Genomic DNA, 16,542 nt, shown 5'->3' with positions numbered 1-16,542 from the left:
TCTTTATAAAGGTGGGCGATCATGGCAGACATCACTCTTATCAGCGGTAGTACGCTTGGCAGTGCGGAATATGTAGCAGAGCATCTGGCTGAAAAGCTGGACGACGCCGGTTTTTCCAGCGAAATACTGCATGGGCCAATGCTTGAAGAGGTTCCGACTGACGGGATCTGGCTGATTATCAGCTCCACGCACGGAGCAGGAGACATTCCTGACAACCTGCAGCCTTTATATGATGCTTTACGCGAGCAGAAACCGAACCTGTCACAAGTGCACTTTGGTGCAATCGGGATCGGCAGTCGTGAATATGACACCTTTTGCGGCGCAATCGACAAGCTGGAAGCCGAATTGAAGGCCTGTGGGGCAAAACAGATCGGCGAAACGCTCAGGATCAACGTACTGGAACATGAAATTCCGGAAGATCCGGCTGAAATTTGGCTGGGATCGTGGCATCCGTTGCTCAGAGATTTGTAAAGATCGTACTTTTTTATGTGGATAACTCTGGTTAAAAGCTTGGATCAACCGGTAGTTATCCCAAGAACAACCGTTGTTCAGTTTTTGAGTTGTGTATAACCCTTCATTCTGATCCCAGCTTATACGGACCAGGATCACCGATCATTCACAGCTAATGATCCTCAGCAACCTGTTGATCTTACTTAAAGGATCGCCCTTATCCACAGAAAGGTGCGATCCTAATAAGAGATCACAATAAAACAGATCTCTAAATAAAAAGATCTTCTTTTTAATACCCAGGATCCCAGGTCTTTCTCCATCGACTAAAGTTGAGTAGAATCCACGGCCCGGGCTTCAATCCATTTTCACACCGCGTTATGCGAGGCAATCACCATGTTTTATCAGGATCCTTTTGACGTCATCATCATTGGCGGGGGTCATGCAGGCACCGAGGCCGCAATGGCCGCGGCGCGAATGGGTCAACAGACTCTGCTTTTGACACACAATATCGACACTCTGGGGCAGATGAGCTGCAACCCGGCGATCGGCGGTATTGGGAAGGGACACCTGGTAAAAGAAGTGGATGCGCTTGGTGGGTTGATGGCAAAAGCGATCGACCATGCGGGTATCCAGTTTAGGATACTAAACGCCAGCAAAGGGCCTGCCGTTCGTGCTACTCGCGCTCAGGCCGATCGTGTGCTCTATCGCCAGGCGGTACGTACCGCACTGGAGAATCAACCCAACCTGATGATCTTCCAACAGGCGGTTGAAGATCTGATTGTTGAAAACGATCGTGTCGTGGGCGCGGTAACCCAAATGGGACTGAAGTTCCGTGCCAAAGCGGTCGTGTTAACCGTGGGGACTTTCCTCGACGGAAAAATTCATATTGGTCTGGACAACTACAGCGGTGGCCGCGCTGGCGATCCGCCGTCTATTCCGCTGTCACGTCGTCTGCGTGAACTGCCGCTGCGCGTCAGTCGCCTGAAAACCGGTACACCGCCGCGAATCGATGCGCGCACGATTGATTTCAGCGTGCTCGGCCAGCAAAACAGCGATAACCCGATGCCGGTCTTCTCATTTCTGGGCGATGCATCTCAACATCCGCGCCAGATGCCGTGTTACATCACGCATACCAATGAAAAAACCCATGATGTGATCCGTAATAACCTCGATCGTAGCCCGATGTACGCAGGCGTGATCGAAGGTATCGGCCCACGGTATTGCCCGTCGATCGAAGACAAAGTGATGCGCTTTGCCGATCGTAACCAACATCAGATCTTCCTCGAACCGGAAGGACTGACGTCTAACGAAATTTACCCGAATGGCATCTCCACCAGCCTGCCGTTCGATGTGCAGATGCAAATTGTCCGTTCCATGCAGGGGATGGAAAATGCCAGAATCGTCCGTCCTGGCTACGCGATTGAGTATGATTTCTTCGATCCGCGCGACCTGAAACCTACTCTGGAAAGCAAATTCATCCAGGGTCTGTTCTTTGCTGGTCAGATCAACGGTACGACCGGTTATGAAGAAGCTGCCGCGCAAGGGATGCTGGCTGGTCTGAACGCCGCACGCTTATCTGCTGACAAAGACGGCTGGGCGCCGCGCCGCGATCAGGCTTATCTTGGTGTGCTGGTGGACGATCTGTGTACGCTGGGCACCAAAGAACCGTACCGCATGTTCACCTCACGCGCGGAATACCGTTTGATGCTGCGTGAAGATAACGCCGACCTGCGTCTGACCGAAATTGGCCGTGAGCTGGGACTGGTGGACGATGAGCGTTGGGCTCGCTTCAACGAGAAGCTGGAGCGTATTGAACAAGAACGCCAGCGTCTCAAATCAACCTGGGTGAATCCGTTAGCGGAGTCCGCAGCAGAAGTGAATGCTCACCTGGCGACACCTCTGTCACGTGAAGCGAGCGGTGAAGATCTGCTGCGTCGCCCGGATATGACCTATGCTCAGTTGACCTCTTTATCTGCGTTTGCACCTGCGCTTGATGATGCTCAGGCCGCAGAACAGGTTGAAATTCAGGTGAAATACGAAGGATATATCGCCCGTCAGCAGGAAGAGATCGAGAGACAACAGCGTAATGAGAACACCCTGTTGCCTGCAACGCTGGATTATCGTCAGGTCTCCGGCTTGTCGAATGAGGTCATTGCCAAACTGAACGATCACAAACCGGTATCGATCGGCCAGGCATCGCGTATTTCCGGCGTAACACCTGCCGCCATCTCCATTCTGCTGGTATGGCTGAAAAAACAAGGTATGCTGCGTCGCAGCGCTTGATATCACTTTTTGGCGGGAGTGCTTCGTTTGCCCGCCCTACAAATTTGTCGGCCCGATAAGCGAGAGCGCGTCGGGCAATAGATTATTTACAGGTAATGACCGTGCTCAACAAACTCTCTCGTCTGCTGGCTGATGCCGGTATTTCTCTTACCGATCACCAGAAAAATCAGCTGATTGCGTATGTCGATATGCTGCATAAATGGAACAAAGCGTACAACCTGACGTCGGTGCGTGATCCCAACGAAATGCTGGTGCGCCATATTTTGGACAGCATTGTCGTCGCGCCGTACCTGAAGGGCGAGCGTTTTATCGATGTCGGCACTGGTCCGGGCCTACCGGGAATCCCTCTCTCCATCGTACGTCCTGAAGCGCATTTCACACTGCTGGATAGCCTGGGAAAACGCGTTCGTTTCTTGCGCCAGGTGCAGCATGAGCTTGCGCTTACTAACATCACTCCAGTGCAAAGTCGCGTTGAAGAATTCCCTTCAGAGCCGCCGTTTGATGGGGTGATTAGCCGTGCTTTCGCGTCACTCAATGATATGGTGAGCTGGTGCCATCATTTGCCTGGTCAGGAAGGGCGTTTTTATGCGCTAAAAGGGCAGTTGCCTGAAGATGAAATTGCCTCGTTGCCTGCAGAATTCAGCGTCGAGTCGGTCGAAAAATTACGCGTTCCGCAACTGGATGGTGAACGTCATCTGGTGGTTATTAAGCCAAACAAAATTTAATTTTTATCAAAAAAAATAGAAAAAAAACGGTTCTTCGGGTGTTAAAAGTCATAAGGAATAGTGTGGTTAAATGTCGTTACATTTCACTAATGCCTTACGGTTTTGCATCATAACTATAACGTACCGTTTTTTGTTAAAAGTGAAACAAGTCAGCTGTGAAAATATCAGCCTGCTAAAAATAGAATCAAAGAATCACCGCTCGTGTTAATTTTTTATTATAAATGTCAATGGGTGGTTTTTTTGTTGTTATTCGCTATTTTTAAAACAGTAACGAATTTTAGGCTTAAATATCAAAAAGTTGAAATGGCATCATTTGCCAAGTAAATAAATAGTGCCGGGGCGAATATGCTTAATATGTGATCTGGTGCACGCTTTGCAGCCAGTGTTTACGCGGCTTTTGCAGTTTTGCATGATCGTTCACAGTTTGCATAAAAGTGATAAATGTGGCGTAGCGAAAAATATTTAAACATTTATTCACTTTTTAGCTACTTATTGTTTGAAATCGAGAAGGCGCACCGTATAATTTGACCGCTTTTTGATGCTTGACTCTAAGCCATAAAGAACGTTTTATACGACACGCGGCATACCTCGAAGGGAGCAGGAGTAAAAACGTGATGTCTATGTCGCTCTTGAGTCGAAACGTTGCTCGTAAGCTTTTGCTCACACAGTTTCTGGCGGTAATAGCAAGTGGACTGCTATTTAGCCTCAAAGACCCTTTCTGGGGCATCTCCGCATTGTGCGGTGGATTGGCAGTGTTACTGCCTAATGTGTTGTTTATGATATTTGCCTGGCGTCACCAGGCACATACACCAGCTAAAGGCCGAGTAGCCTGGACGTTCGCTTTCGGCGAAGCCTTCAAGGTATTAGCTATGCTGGTGTTGTTGGTGGTGGCGTTGGCTGTTTTGAAAGCGGTATTCATGCCGCTGATCGTTACGTGGGTTTTGGTGCTGGTGGTTCAGATACTGGCGCCGGCTGTAATTAACAACAAAGGGTAAAGGCATCATGGCTTCAGAAAATATGACGCCGCAGGATTACATAGGACACCATCTGAATAACCTTCAGTTGGACCTACGTACATTCTCGCTGGTGGATCCGCACAACCCCCCAGCCACCTTCTGGACGCTCAATATTGACTCCATTTTCTTCTCGGTGGTTCTGGGTCTGTTGTTCCTGCTTATGTTCCGTAGCGTAGCCAAAAAGGCGACCAGCGGCGTACCAGGTAAATTTCAGACTGCGATTGAGCTGGTAATCGGCTTTGTGCATGGTAGCGTGAAAGACATGTACCATGGCAAAAGCAAGCTGATTGCTCCGCTGGCCCTGACGATTTTCGTCTGGGTATTCCTGATGAACTTGATGGATTTGCTGCCTATCGACCTGCTGCCGTACATCGGTGAGCATATATTTGGCCTACCGGCTCTGCGTGTGGTTCCGTCTGCTGACGTGAACATCACCCTGTCGATGGCGCTGGGCGTATTTATCCTCATTCTGTTCTACAGCATCAAAATGAAAGGCATCGGTGGCTTCGCGAAAGAGTTGACGCTGCAGCCGTTCAATCACTGGGCGTTCATCCCTGTCAACTTAATCCTTGAAGGGGTAAGCCTGCTGTCCAAACCAATCTCACTTGGTCTGCGACTGTTCGGTAACATGTACGCTGGTGAGCTGATTTTCATTCTGATTGCTGGTCTGTTGCCGTGGTGGTCACAGTGGATCCTGAATGTGCCGTGGGCCATTTTCCACATACTGATTATCACGCTGCAAGCCTTCATATTTATGGTTCTGACGATTGTCTATCTGTCGATGGCATCTGAAGAGCATTAATTTACCAACACTACTACGTTTTAACTGAAACAAACTGGAGACTGTCATGGAAAACCTGAATATGGATCTGCTGTACATTGCTGCCGCTGTGATGATGGGTCTGGCGGCAATCGGTGCTGCGATCGGTATCGGCATCCTCGGGGGTAAATTCCTGGAAGGCGCAGCGCGTCAACCGGATCTGATTCCTCTGCTGCGTACTCAGTTCTTTATCGTTATGGGTCTGGTGGATGCAATCCCAATGATCGCTGTAGGTCTGGGTCTGTACGTGATGTTTGCTGTCGCGTAGTAAGCGTTGCTTGAATTAAGAGCAATATCAGAACGTTAACTAGATAGAGGCATTGTGCTGTGAATCTTAACGCAACAATCCTCGGCCAGGCCATCGCGTTTGTCCTGTTCGTTCTGTTCTGCATGAAGTACGTATGGCCGCCTTTAATGGCTGCCATCGAAAAACGTCAAAAAGAAATTGCTGACGGCCTTGCTTCTGCAGAACGAGCACATAAGGATCTTGACCTTGCAAAGGCCAGCGCGACCGACCAGCTGAAAAAAGCGAAGGCGGAAGCTCAGGTAATCATCGAGCAGGCGAACAAACGCCGTGCTCAGATCCTGGACGAAGCTAAAACTGAAGCAGAGCAGGAACGTACTAAAATCGTGGCACAGGCGCAGGCGGAAATTGAAGCCGAGCGTAAACGTGCTCGCGAAGAGCTGCGTAAGCAAGTTGCTATCCTGGCTGTTGCTGGCGCCGAGAAGATCATCGAACGTTCCGTGGATGAAGCTGCTAATAGCGACATCGTGGACAAACTTGTCGCTGAACTGTAAGGAGGGAGGGGCTGATGTCTGAATTTGTTACGGTAGCTCGCCCCTACGCCAAAGCAGCTTTTGACTTTGCCGTTGAGCACCAAAGCGTTGACCGTTGGCAGGATATGCTGATGTTTGCCGCTGAGGTGACAAAAAACGAACAAATGGCAGAGCTTCTCTCTGGCGCGCTGGCGCCGGAAACGCTCGCTGAGTCGTTTATCGCCGTATGCGGTGAGCAACTGGACGAAAGTGGCCAAAACCTGATTCGGGTAATGGCTGAAAATAACCGTCTGAATGCGCTCCCGGATGTTCTTGAGCAGTTTATTCACCTGCGTGCAGCCAGTGAGGCTATCTCTGAGGTAGAAGTTACTTCTGCCAATGCACTGAGTGATGAACAGCTTAAGAAGATTAGCGCAGCGATGGAAAAACGTCTGTCACGCAAAGTTAAGCTGAATTGCAAAATCGATAAGTCTGTAATGGCAGGCGTAATCATCCGAGCGGGTGATATGGTCATTGATGGCAGCGTACGCGGCCGTCTTGAACGCCTTGCAGACGTCTTGCAGTCTTAAGGGGACTGGAGCATGCAACTGAATTCCACCGAAATCAGCGAACTGATCAAGCAGCGCATTGCTCAGTTCAATGTTGTGAGCGAAGCTCACAACGAAGGTACTATTGTTTCTGTAAGTGACGGTGTTATCCGCATTCACGGCCTGGCCGATTGTATGCAGGGTGAGATGATTTCCCTGCCGGGTAACCGTTACGCTATCGCACTGAACCTGGAGCGCGACTCCGTAGGTGCAGTTGTGATGGGTCCATACGCTGACCTCGCCGAAGGCATGAAGGTTAAGTGTACGGGTCGTATTCTGGAAGTTCCGGTTGGCCGTGGCCTGCTGGGTCGTGTGGTGAACACTCTGGGTTCCCCGATTGACGGTAAAGGTCCGGTTGATAACGATGGCTTCTCGCCAATCGAAGTTATCGCACCGGGCGTAATCGAACGTCAGTCCGTCGACCAGCCAGTACAGACCGGTTATAAATCTGTTGATGCCATGATCCCAATCGGTCGTGGCCAGCGTGAGCTGATCATCGGTGACCGTCAGACAGGTAAAACCGCGATGGCAATCGATGCCATCATCAACCAGCGTGATTCCGGCATCAAATGTGTGTACGTGGCTATCGGCCAGAAAGCGTCCACCATTTCTAACGTGGTTCGTAAACTGGAAGAACACGGCGCACTGTCCAACACCATCGTTGTTGTGGCGACCGCGTCTGAATCTGCTGCACTGCAATACCTGGCACCATATGCCGGTTGCGCAATGGGCGAATACTTCCGTGACCGCGGTGAAGATGCACTGATCGTTTACGATGACCTGTCTAAACAGGCTGTTGCTTACCGTCAGGTTTCCCTGCTGCTGCGTCGTCCACCAGGACGTGAAGCATTCCCGGGCGACGTATTTTACCTCCACTCCCGTCTGCTGGAACGCGCATCCCGCGTAAACGCGGAATACGTTGAGAAGTTCACCAATGGTGAAGTTAAAGGTAAAACCGGCTCCCTGACCGCTCTGCCGATTATCGAAACCCAGGCGGGTGACGTTTCTGCGTTCGTTCCGACCAACGTAATTTCTATTACCGATGGTCAGATCTTCCTGGAAACCAACCTGTTTAACTCCGGTATTCGTCCGGCAGTTAACCCGGGTATCTCCGTATCTCGTGTTGGTGGTGCAGCGCAGACCAAGATCATCAAGAAACTGTCCGGTGGTATTCGTACCGCGCTGGCGCAGTATCGTGAACTGGCAGCGTTTTCTCAGTTCGCTTCCGACCTGGATGAAGCTACTCGTAAGCAGCTGAGCCACGGTCAGAAAGTAACTGAACTGCTGAAGCAGAAACAGTATGCGCCAATGTCTGTTGCACAGCAGGGTGTGGTGCTGTTCGCGGCTGAACGCGGTTACCTCGAAGATGTGGAACTGGCGAAAATCGGTAGCTTCGAAGCCGCTCTGCTGGCTTACGTTGACCGTGACCACGCTCCGCTGATGCAAGAGATCAACCAGTCCGGTGGCTATAACGATGAAATCGAAGGCAAGCTGAAAGCTATCCTCGATTCCTTCAAGGCAACCCAGTCCTGGTAACGTCTGGCGGTCTGCTTTAGGGTGGACCGCAAGGCATTGAGGAGAAGCTCATGGCCGGCGCAAAAGAGATACGTAGTAAGATCGCAAGCGTCCAGAACACGCAGAAGATCACTAAAGCGATGGAGATGGTCGCCGCTTCCAAAATGCGTAAATCGCAGGATCGCATGGCGGCCAGCCGTCCTTATGCAGAGACCATGCGCAAAGTGATTGGTCACCTTGCGAATGGTAATCTGGAATATAAGCACCCTTACCTGGAAGAACGCGACGTTAAACGCGTGGGCTACCTGGTGGTGTCGACCGACCGTGGTCTGTGCGGTGGCTTGAACATTAACCTGTTCAAAAAGCTGCTGGCGGATATGAAAACATGGTCCGATAAAGGCGTTCAGTGCGATATCGCAATGATCGGCTCTAAGGGCGTGTCTTTCTTTAACTCCGTTGGCGGTAATGTGATTGCTCAGGTAACCGGTATGGGGGATAACCCTTCCCTGTCCGAACTGATCGGTCCGGTTAAAGTGATGCTGCAGGCCTACGATGAAGGTCGCCTGGACAGACTGTACGTTGTCAGCAACAAATTTATTAACACCATGTCTCAGACGCCAACCATCACCCAACTGCTGCCTCTGCCGGCATCAGATGATGATGAATTGAAGCGTAAATCCTGGGATTACCTGTATGAGCCAGACCCGAAAGCGCTGCTGGATACCCTGCTGCGTCGTTATGTCGAGTCTCAGGTTTATCAGGGCGTGGTAGAAAACCTGGCCAGCGAGCAGGCCGCACGTATGGTGGCGATGAAAGCCGCGACCGACAATGGCGGCAGCCTGATTAAAGAGCTGCAGTTGGTATACAACAAAGCTCGTCAGGCCAGCATTACTCAGGAACTCACCGAAATCGTCGGTGGTGCATCCGCGGTATAACCAGGTTAATTCGTAGAGGATTCAAGATGGCTACTGGAAAAATTGTCCAGGTAATCGGCGCCGTGGTTGACGTCGAATTCCCTCAGGATGCCGTACCGCGCGTGTACGATGCTCTTGAGGTTATGAATGGTAAAGAGAGCCTGGTGCTGGAAGTTCAGCAGCAGCTCGGCGGCGGTATCGTACGTACCATCGCCATGGGTTCTTCTGACGGTCTGCGTCGTGGTCTGGAAGTTAAAGACCTCGAGCACCCGATCGAAGTCCCGGTAGGTAAAGCAACGCTGGGTCGTATCATGAACGTCCTGGGTCACCCGATCGACATGAAAGGCGATATCGGTGAAGAAGAGCGTTGGGCTATCCACCGTGCAGCACCTTCCTACGAAGAGCTGTCAAGCTCTCAGGAACTGCTGGAAACCGGTATCAAAGTTATCGACCTGATGTGTCCGTTCGCTAAGGGCGGTAAAGTTGGTCTGTTCGGTGGTGCGGGTGTAGGTAAAACCGTAAACATGATGGAGCTGATCCGTAACATCGCGATCGAACACTCCGGTTACTCCGTGTTTGCGGGCGTAGGTGAACGTACTCGTGAGGGTAACGACTTCTACCACGAAATGACCGACTCCAACGTTCTGGACAAAGTATCCCTGGTATATGGCCAGATGAACGAGCCGCCGGGAAACCGTCTGCGTGTTGCGCTGACCGGTCTGACCATGGCTGAGAAGTTCCGTGACGAAGGTCGTGACGTTCTGCTGTTCGTTGATAACATCTATCGTTACACCCTGGCCGGTACAGAAGTATCTGCACTGCTGGGTCGTATGCCATCAGCGGTAGGCTACCAGCCGACCCTGGCGGAAGAGATGGGTGTTCTGCAGGAACGAATCACCTCCACCAAAACCGGTTCTATCACCTCCGTTCAGGCGGTATACGTACCTGCGGATGACTTGACTGACCCATCCCCAGCAACCACCTTTGCTCACTTGGATGCAACCGTGGTACTGAGCCGTCAGATCGCATCTCTGGGTATCTACCCGGCAGTTGACCCGCTGGACTCCACCAGCCGTCAGCTGGATCCGCTGGTTGTTGGTCAGGAACACTACGACACCGCGCGTGGCGTACAGTCCCTGCTGCAGCGTTATCAGGAACTGAAAGACATCATCGCCATCCTGGGTATGGATGAACTGTCTGAAGAAGATAAACTGGTGGTAGCACGCGCACGTAAGATTCAGCGCTTCCTGTCCCAGCCGTTCTTCGTTGCGGAAGTATTCACCGGTTCTCCGGGCAAATACGTTTCCCTGAAAGACACCATCCGTGGCTTTAAAGGCATCATGGAAGGCGAATACGACCACCTGCCAGAGCAGGCGTTCTACATGGTTGGTTCTATCGACGAAGCCGTGGAAAAAGCCAAAAAACTTTAACGCCTTAATCGGAGGGTGATATGGCAATGACTTACCACCTGGACGTCGTCAGCGCAGAGCAACAAATGTTCTCTGGTCTGGTCGAGAAAATCCAGGTAACGGGTAGTGAAGGTGAACTGGGTATTTTCCCGGGTCACGCACCGCTGCTCACCGCCATTAAGCCTGGTATGATCCGCATCGTTAAACAGTTCGGTCATGAAGAGTTTATCTACCTGTCCGGCGGCATTCTCGAAGTGCAGCCTGGCAGCGTGACCGTTCTGGCTGATACCGCGATTCGCGGACAGGATCTCGATGAAGCGAGAGCCCTGGAAGCGAAGCGTAAGGCTGAAGAGCACATCAAGAGCTCTCATGGTGACGTGGATTACGCTCAGGCATCTGCGGAACTGGCCAAAGCGATCGCGAAACTGCGCGTTATCGAGTTGACCAAAAAAGCGATGTAACACCGGCTTGAAAAGCATAAAGGCCAGTCTGGTTTCCAGGCTGGCTTTTTTTTGCTTTTGCTGCAAGAACATTTAAATTGAAAGCTGTTTTGTGATTTAGATCATAAAAATATTGATTGGCTAAAAAATGCGGCGTAGACTCTTTTTATGTGATGTGTGTCACATAATAAAATCAGATAAAAAGAGATGCCAACATGAAATTACTCAATAAAATCATCGCCATGTTCAGCAATATGAGCTTTTAGACTTTACCTGCCTGTCCTGTGGCGCGATGCTTGATATGGTTTATCAGTCAGCGCCACTTGTTGTTATAAATCCCCTCCCCTACTCTTCTCCCTCAACTTTTTATTTCGCGTACGCATTTTCGGTTTCTCACTGAATCACATAAATAAAATCGGGCTTTGCATGTGTAACTCTTTATTCATGCGGTGAAAAAATAGCAAAAACATTAACCTAAGGCTTTAATAAGAGCAGCCCCCAGGTTTTTGGCAGACAAAAGATACTGATTTAGACGAAAATAGTGAGTTATCAGATGGGGAATTACCCCTGTTGAACGTTTTATCTTCGGTCCATTTCACGCTGAAAAAAATGTAGTATTTTCAATGTGAAACGGTATAAATTCGTTCTCAAATTACAGTCAGGATGTGTATGTTGAATAATGCTATGAGCGTCGTGATCCTTGCCGCAGGCAAAGGCACGCGTATGTATTCCGATCTCCCTAAAGTGCTGCATACCCTCGCAGGAAAACCGATGGTTCAGCATGTCATTGATGCTGCTAATGAATTAGGTGCGACTCACGTACATCTGGTCTACGGGCACGGTGGTGATTTGCTCAAGCAGACGCTGAAAGATGGCAATCTGAACTGGGTTCTGCAGGCGGAACAGTTGGGTACCGGCCATGCAATGCAGCAGGCGGCGCCATTCTTTGGTGATGATGAAGACATTTTAATGCTCTATGGCGATGTGCCGCTGATCTCTACCGATACCTTACGTCGCCTGCGTGAAGCCAAACCGCAGGGCGGGATTGGCTTGCTAACGGTAAAACTTGATGACCCAACCGGTTATGGCCGAATTACCCGCGATAACGGCAATGTCACGGGTATCGTTGAGCATAAAGATGCCACCGACGAGCAGCGTCAAATCCAGGAAATAAACACTGGTATCCTGATTGCCAACGGTGCTGACATGAAGCGTTGGCTGTCTAAACTGACCAACAACAACGTGCAGGGTGAATACTACATCACCGATATCATCGCGATGGCGTATCAGGAAGGACGTGAAATTGCTGCAGTACATCCGGCACGCATTAGCGAAACTGAAGGGGTGAATAACCGTCTTCAGCTATCCCGTCTGGAACGTGTTTATCAGTCCGAGCAGGCAGAAAAACTGCTGCTGGCAGGCGTGATGCTGCGCGATCCGGCACGTTTTGATCTTCGCGGTACGCTTATTCATGGGCGCGATGTTGAAATTGATACTAACGTTATCATTGAAGGTAACGTAACCGTTGGGGATCGCGTCAAGATTGGCGCCGGCTGCATCATCAAAAACAGCGTGATTGGTGAGGGTTGCGAGCTTAGTCCATATAGTGTGGTGGAAGATGCGCATCTGGAAGCCGCTTGCACCATTGGTCCATTCGCACGTCTGCGCCCGGGTGCTGAGCTGCAGGAAGGCGCGCACGTGGGTAACTTTGTCGAAATGAAAAAAGCGCGTCTGGGTAAAGGCTCCAAAGCCGGTCATTTGACCTACCTGGGTGATGCGGAAATTGGCGATAACGTGAACATCGGCGCGGGTACGATTACCTGCAATTACGATGGCGCCAATAAGTTTAAAACCATTATTGGTGATGATGTGTTTGTGGGTTCTGATACTCAGCTGGTGGCGCCTGTCACCGTGGGTAACGGTGCGACCATCGCCGCTGGAACCACCGTAACGCGTAATGTCGCCGATAACGAACTGGTATTAAGCCGTGTACCTCAGGTCCATAAACAGGGCTGGCAGCGTCCGGTGAAGAAGAAGTAAGTGATTTTTTCCGGATGGCGGCCTACGTGCGGTGACGTTCTGTAGGCCTGATAAGCGTAAGCGCCATCAGGCAGACAAGAGATGAGGGGATAACATAATCCTCCGCTCAACAAGCAGTACCATAAAAATAACCCCACTCTCTACAAGGCTCGGGGCGCCCGGAAAGGGCAAATACAGGTCAGCGACAACGACAGGCATAATGCCTAAATTCGGAATCAAAAAATATGTGTGGAATTGTTGGCGCTATCGCGCAGCGTGATGTAGCTGAAATCCTTCTCGAAGGTTTACGTCGTCTGGAATATCGTGGTTATGACTCTGCTGGTCTGGCCGTCGTCGATGCTGAAGGTAACATGACCCGTCTGCGTCGTCTGGGTAAAGTGCAGATGCTGACTGCTGCTGCGGAAGAACATCCGTTGCATGGTGGTACAGGTATCGCTCATACCCGTTGGGCGACACACGGTGAACCTTCAGAAGCGAACGCGCATCCTCATGTTTCTGAACACATTGTTGTGGTGCATAACGGCATCATTGAAAACCATGAACCACTGCGTGAGCTGTTGAAAACGCGTGGCTATACCTTTGTTTCTGAAACCGACACCGAAGTGATTGCTCACCTGGTGCACTGGGAACTGGAACAGGGTGGAACGCTGCGTGAAGCCGTGCTGCGTACTATTCCGCAGCTGCGCGGTGCCTACGGCACGGTGATCATGGATACCCGTAATCCGGAAACCCTGCTGGCGGCCCGTTCTGGTAGCCCGCTGGTGATTGGTCTGGGTATGGGCGAAAACTTCATCGCTTCCGATCAGCTGGCGCTGCTGCCGGTAACCCGTCGCTTCATCTTCCTGGAAGAGGGTGACATCGCGGAAGTGACTCGTCGTTCTGTCTCTATTTTCGACAAGTCTGGCGCAGAAGTGAAACGTCAGGATATCGAATCGAATCTGCAGTATGACGCGGGCGAAAAAGGTATTTATCGCCACTACATGCAGAAAGAGATCTACGAACAGCCGAACGCGATTAAAAATACGCTGACCGGGCGCATTAGCCACGGTGAAGTGGATTTAAGCGAGCTGGGGTCGCGTGCCAACGAGCTGCTGTCTCAGGTTGAGCATATCCAGATTATCGCCTGCGGTACGTCGTACAACTCCGGTATGGTGTCCCGTTACTGGTTTGAATCGCTGGCGGGTATTCCTTGTGATGTCGAAATCGCTTCCGAATTCCGCTATCGCAAATCTGCCGTGCGTCGTAACAGCCTGATGATTACCCTTTCTCAGTCTGGTGAAACGGCGGATACTCTGGCGGGGCTGCGCTTATCCAAAGAGTTGGGCTATCTGGGCTCGCTGGCTATCTGTAACGTACCGGGATCTTCTCTGGTGCGCGAATCCGACCTGGCGATGATGACCAACGCCGGTACCGAAATCGGCGTGGCCTCCACGAAAGCATTTACCACTCAGCTGACCGTTCTGCTGATGCTGGTGGCGAAACTGTCCCGTCTGAAAGGCCTTGATGCGTCTATTGAGCAGGAGATCGTTCACGGTCTGCAGGCGCTGCCGAGCCGTATTGAGCAGATGCTGTCTCAGGACAAACGCATTGCCGCTCTGGCTGAAGGTTTCTCTGACAAACACCATGCGCTGTTCCTTGGCCGTGGCGATCAGTATCCGATTGCGCTGGAAGGCGCGCTGAAGCTGAAAGAGATCTCTTATATTCACGCTGAAGCTTATGCCGCAGGTGAACTGAAACACGGTCCGCTGGCCCTGATTGATGCCGATATGCCGGTTATCGTGGTTGCGCCGAACAACGAACTGTTGGAAAAACTGAAATCCAACATTGAAGAAGTTCGCGCCCGTGGCGGTCAGCTGTACGTCTTTGCTGACCAGGATGCTGGCTTTACCAGCAGCGAAAACATGCACATCATCGAGATGCCGCATGTGGAAGAGGTGATTGCACCGATCTTCTACACCGTTCCGCTGCAGCTGCTGGCGTATCATGTGGCACTGATTAAAGGCACCGACGTCGATCAGCCGCGTAACCTGGCGAAGTCAGTTACCGTAGAGTAATCCGTGCTTAACTGAACTGGAAATGCCCTGCTACAAGCGGGGCATTTTTTTAAACTTGTTCTGTTTTTAATCAATTATCCCGCCTGTTTTATGTGACAAACCGTCATCTTCAACTACTGTTTTCAGTGTCATAAAAAGAAAATTTTAACGAAATGTTATTGTCATGATGGCGACTAACTTTTTGTTTTGAATGTGTTTTTAGATAAAAAACTTCCCGTATTTTTCGTTGTCATAAAACTGTCATATTTCGTACATTTAACTGTCACCTGTTTGTCCTATTTTGCTCACAGTAGCAACTCAAACAACGATTTACAAAAACCGTGCAGGAGACATTATGAAAGTTATGCGTACCACTGTCGCAACTGTTGTCGCCGCGACCTTATCCATGAGCGCGTTCTCTGCGTTTGCAGCAGCGAGCCTGACAGGTGCAGGTGCAACCTTCCCTGCGCCAGTGTATGCCAAATGGGCAGATACCTATCAGAAAGAGACCGGTAGCAAAGTAAACTACCAGGGTATCGGCTCCTCCGGTGGTGTAAAACAAATTACGGCCAATACCGTTGATTTCGGCGCTTCTGATGCACCGCTGTCTGACGAAAAACTGGCGCAAGAAGGTCTGTTCCAGTTCCCGACCGTGATCGGTGGCGTAGTGCTGGCTGTGAATATCCCGGGCCTGAAATCCGGCGAGCTGGTGCTGGACGGTAAAACGCTGGGTGACATCTACCTCGGTAAAATTAAGAAGTGGGATGATGAAGCCATCACCAAACTGAACCCGGGTCTGAAGCTGCCTTCACAGAATATCGCCGTTGTGCGTCGCGCTGACGGTTCCGGTACTTCCTTCGTTTTCACCAGCTACCTGGCAAAAGTAAACGAAGAGTGGAAATCTAGAATTGGTTCCGGCTCTACCGTGAACTGGCCGACCGGTCTGGGCGGTAAAGGTAACGACGGTATCGCTGCGTTCGTACAGCGTCTGCCGGGTTCTATCGGTTACGTTGAGTACGCTTACGCTAAGCAGAACAACCTGGCGTACACCAAGCTGGTCTCTGCTGATGGCAAACCGGTAAGCCCGACAGAAGAGAGCTTTGCTAACGCCGCAAAAGGCGCTGACTGGAGCAAAACTTTCGCTCAGGATCTGACTAACCAGAAAGGTGACGACGCGTGGCCAATCACTTCCACCACCTTCATCCTGGTCCATAAAGAGTCGAAGAAACCAGAGCAGAGCGCAGAAGTGCTGAAGTTCTTCGACTGGGCGTACAAAAATGGCGGCAAACAGGCTAACGACCTGGATTACGCCAGCCTGCCGGACAGCGTGGTTGAGCAGGTTCGTGCTGCATGGAAGACCAACGTGAAAGACAGCAGCGGTAAAGCGCTGTACTAATAGAATATCTTTAACGAGTTGGCGGATGGCGCTACGCTTATCCGCCCTACGGTTTCGACTGTAGGCCCGCTTTGTAGGCCGGATAAGCGTAGCGCCATCCGGCATGGGCAACTTCGTAAACGCGTTTAACTTAAAGA

At 50.9% G+C, this 16,542-nt stretch carries 15 protein-coding genes; all 15 read left to right on the top strand.

Annotation, left to right across the window (positions count from 1 at the left end; genetic code table 11):
* Positions 1-21 precede the first annotated feature (21 nt).
* The 15 genes from mioC (at position 22) to pstS (ending at position 16,405) form a co-directional block, all read left to right on the top strand.
* Positions 22-471: an FMN-binding protein MioC gene (mioC, locus tag OGV89_RS03165; protein WP_003023782.1), complete on the top strand. Its 450-nt coding sequence runs from the start codon at positions 22-24 to the stop codon at positions 469-471.
* Between the two features lie 372 nt (positions 472-843).
* Positions 844-2,733 (top strand): tRNA uridine-5-carboxymethylaminomethyl(34) synthesis enzyme MnmG, encoded by a 1,890-nt coding sequence (gene mnmG, locus OGV89_RS03160; RefSeq protein WP_003023784.1) that lies wholly within the window; start codon positions 844-846, stop codon positions 2,731-2,733.
* 101 nt (positions 2,734-2,834) lie between these two features.
* Positions 2,835-3,458, top strand: a complete 624-nt coding sequence (rsmG, locus tag OGV89_RS03155; RefSeq protein WP_003023788.1) for a 16S rRNA (guanine(527)-N(7))-methyltransferase RsmG — start codon at positions 2,835-2,837, stop codon at positions 3,456-3,458.
* Positions 3,459-4,072: 614 nt separating this feature from the next.
* Positions 4,073-4,453 carry a F0F1 ATP synthase subunit I gene (atpI, locus tag OGV89_RS03150; protein WP_003023790.1) on the top strand — a complete coding sequence of 127 codons (381 nt, stop codon included), beginning with the start codon at positions 4,073-4,075 and terminating at the stop codon, positions 4,451-4,453.
* Positions 4,454-4,460: 7 nt separating this feature from the next.
* Positions 4,461-5,276 (top strand): F0F1 ATP synthase subunit A, encoded by an 816-nt coding sequence (atpB, locus tag OGV89_RS03145; protein WP_003023792.1) that lies wholly within the window; start codon positions 4,461-4,463, stop codon positions 5,274-5,276.
* Positions 5,277-5,322: 46 nt separating this feature from the next.
* Positions 5,323-5,562, top strand: a complete 240-nt coding sequence (gene atpE, locus OGV89_RS03140; RefSeq protein WP_003023794.1) for a F0F1 ATP synthase subunit C — start codon at positions 5,323-5,325, stop codon at positions 5,560-5,562.
* A 59-nt stretch (positions 5,563-5,621) separates the two neighbouring features.
* Positions 5,622-6,092 carry a F0F1 ATP synthase subunit B gene (atpF, locus tag OGV89_RS03135; protein ID WP_003023796.1) on the top strand — a complete coding sequence of 157 codons (471 nt, stop codon included), beginning with the start codon at positions 5,622-5,624 and terminating at the stop codon, positions 6,090-6,092.
* A gap of 14 nt (positions 6,093-6,106) precedes the next feature.
* Positions 6,107-6,640 carry a F0F1 ATP synthase subunit delta gene (gene atpH, locus OGV89_RS03130; RefSeq protein ID WP_003023799.1) on the top strand — a complete coding sequence of 178 codons (534 nt, stop codon included), beginning with the start codon at positions 6,107-6,109 and terminating at the stop codon, positions 6,638-6,640.
* 12 nt (positions 6,641-6,652) lie between these two features.
* Complete coding sequence (atpA, locus tag OGV89_RS03125; RefSeq protein WP_003023802.1) at positions 6,653-8,194, top strand: F0F1 ATP synthase subunit alpha; 1,542 nt, start codon at positions 6,653-6,655, stop codon at positions 8,192-8,194.
* Positions 8,195-8,244: 50 nt separating this feature from the next.
* A complete protein-coding gene (gene atpG / locus OGV89_RS03120; protein ID WP_003023804.1) occupies positions 8,245-9,108 on the top strand; it encodes a F0F1 ATP synthase subunit gamma in 864 nt (287 codons plus the stop codon).
* A gap of 26 nt (positions 9,109-9,134) precedes the next feature.
* A complete protein-coding gene (gene atpD / locus OGV89_RS03115; RefSeq protein ID WP_003023806.1) occupies positions 9,135-10,517 on the top strand; it encodes a F0F1 ATP synthase subunit beta in 1,383 nt (460 codons plus the stop codon).
* Between the two features lie 20 nt (positions 10,518-10,537).
* Complete coding sequence (locus OGV89_RS03110; protein WP_003023809.1) at positions 10,538-10,957, top strand: F0F1 ATP synthase subunit epsilon; 420 nt, start codon at positions 10,538-10,540, stop codon at positions 10,955-10,957.
* 648 nt (positions 10,958-11,605) lie between these two features.
* The gene (gene glmU, locus OGV89_RS03105; protein ID WP_048217016.1) at positions 11,606-12,976 is read left to right on the top strand and encodes a bifunctional UDP-N-acetylglucosamine diphosphorylase/glucosamine-1-phosphate N-acetyltransferase GlmU; all 1,371 of its coding nucleotides are present in this window, start codon (positions 11,606-11,608) and stop codon (positions 12,974-12,976) included.
* A 224-nt stretch (positions 12,977-13,200) separates the two neighbouring features.
* Positions 13,201-15,030 carry a glutamine--fructose-6-phosphate transaminase (isomerizing) gene (gene glmS, locus OGV89_RS03100; protein ID WP_003023813.1) on the top strand — a complete coding sequence of 610 codons (1,830 nt, stop codon included), beginning with the start codon at positions 13,201-13,203 and terminating at the stop codon, positions 15,028-15,030.
* A 334-nt stretch (positions 15,031-15,364) separates the two neighbouring features.
* Entirely contained in the window at positions 15,365-16,405 is a 1,041-nt protein-coding gene (gene pstS / locus OGV89_RS03095; RefSeq protein WP_286558134.1) for a phosphate ABC transporter substrate-binding protein PstS, read from the top strand.
* Positions 16,406-16,542 lie beyond the last annotated feature (137 nt).

This window comes from Citrobacter sp. Cf125, from assembly GCF_030333935.1.
In the GTDB taxonomy this organism is placed as follows: Bacteria; Pseudomonadota; Gammaproteobacteria; order Enterobacterales; family Enterobacteriaceae; genus Citrobacter; species Citrobacter freundii.
The sequence above is the reverse complement of the archived record's forward strand: the minus strand, read 5'-3'. Positions and strand labels throughout refer to the sequence as shown.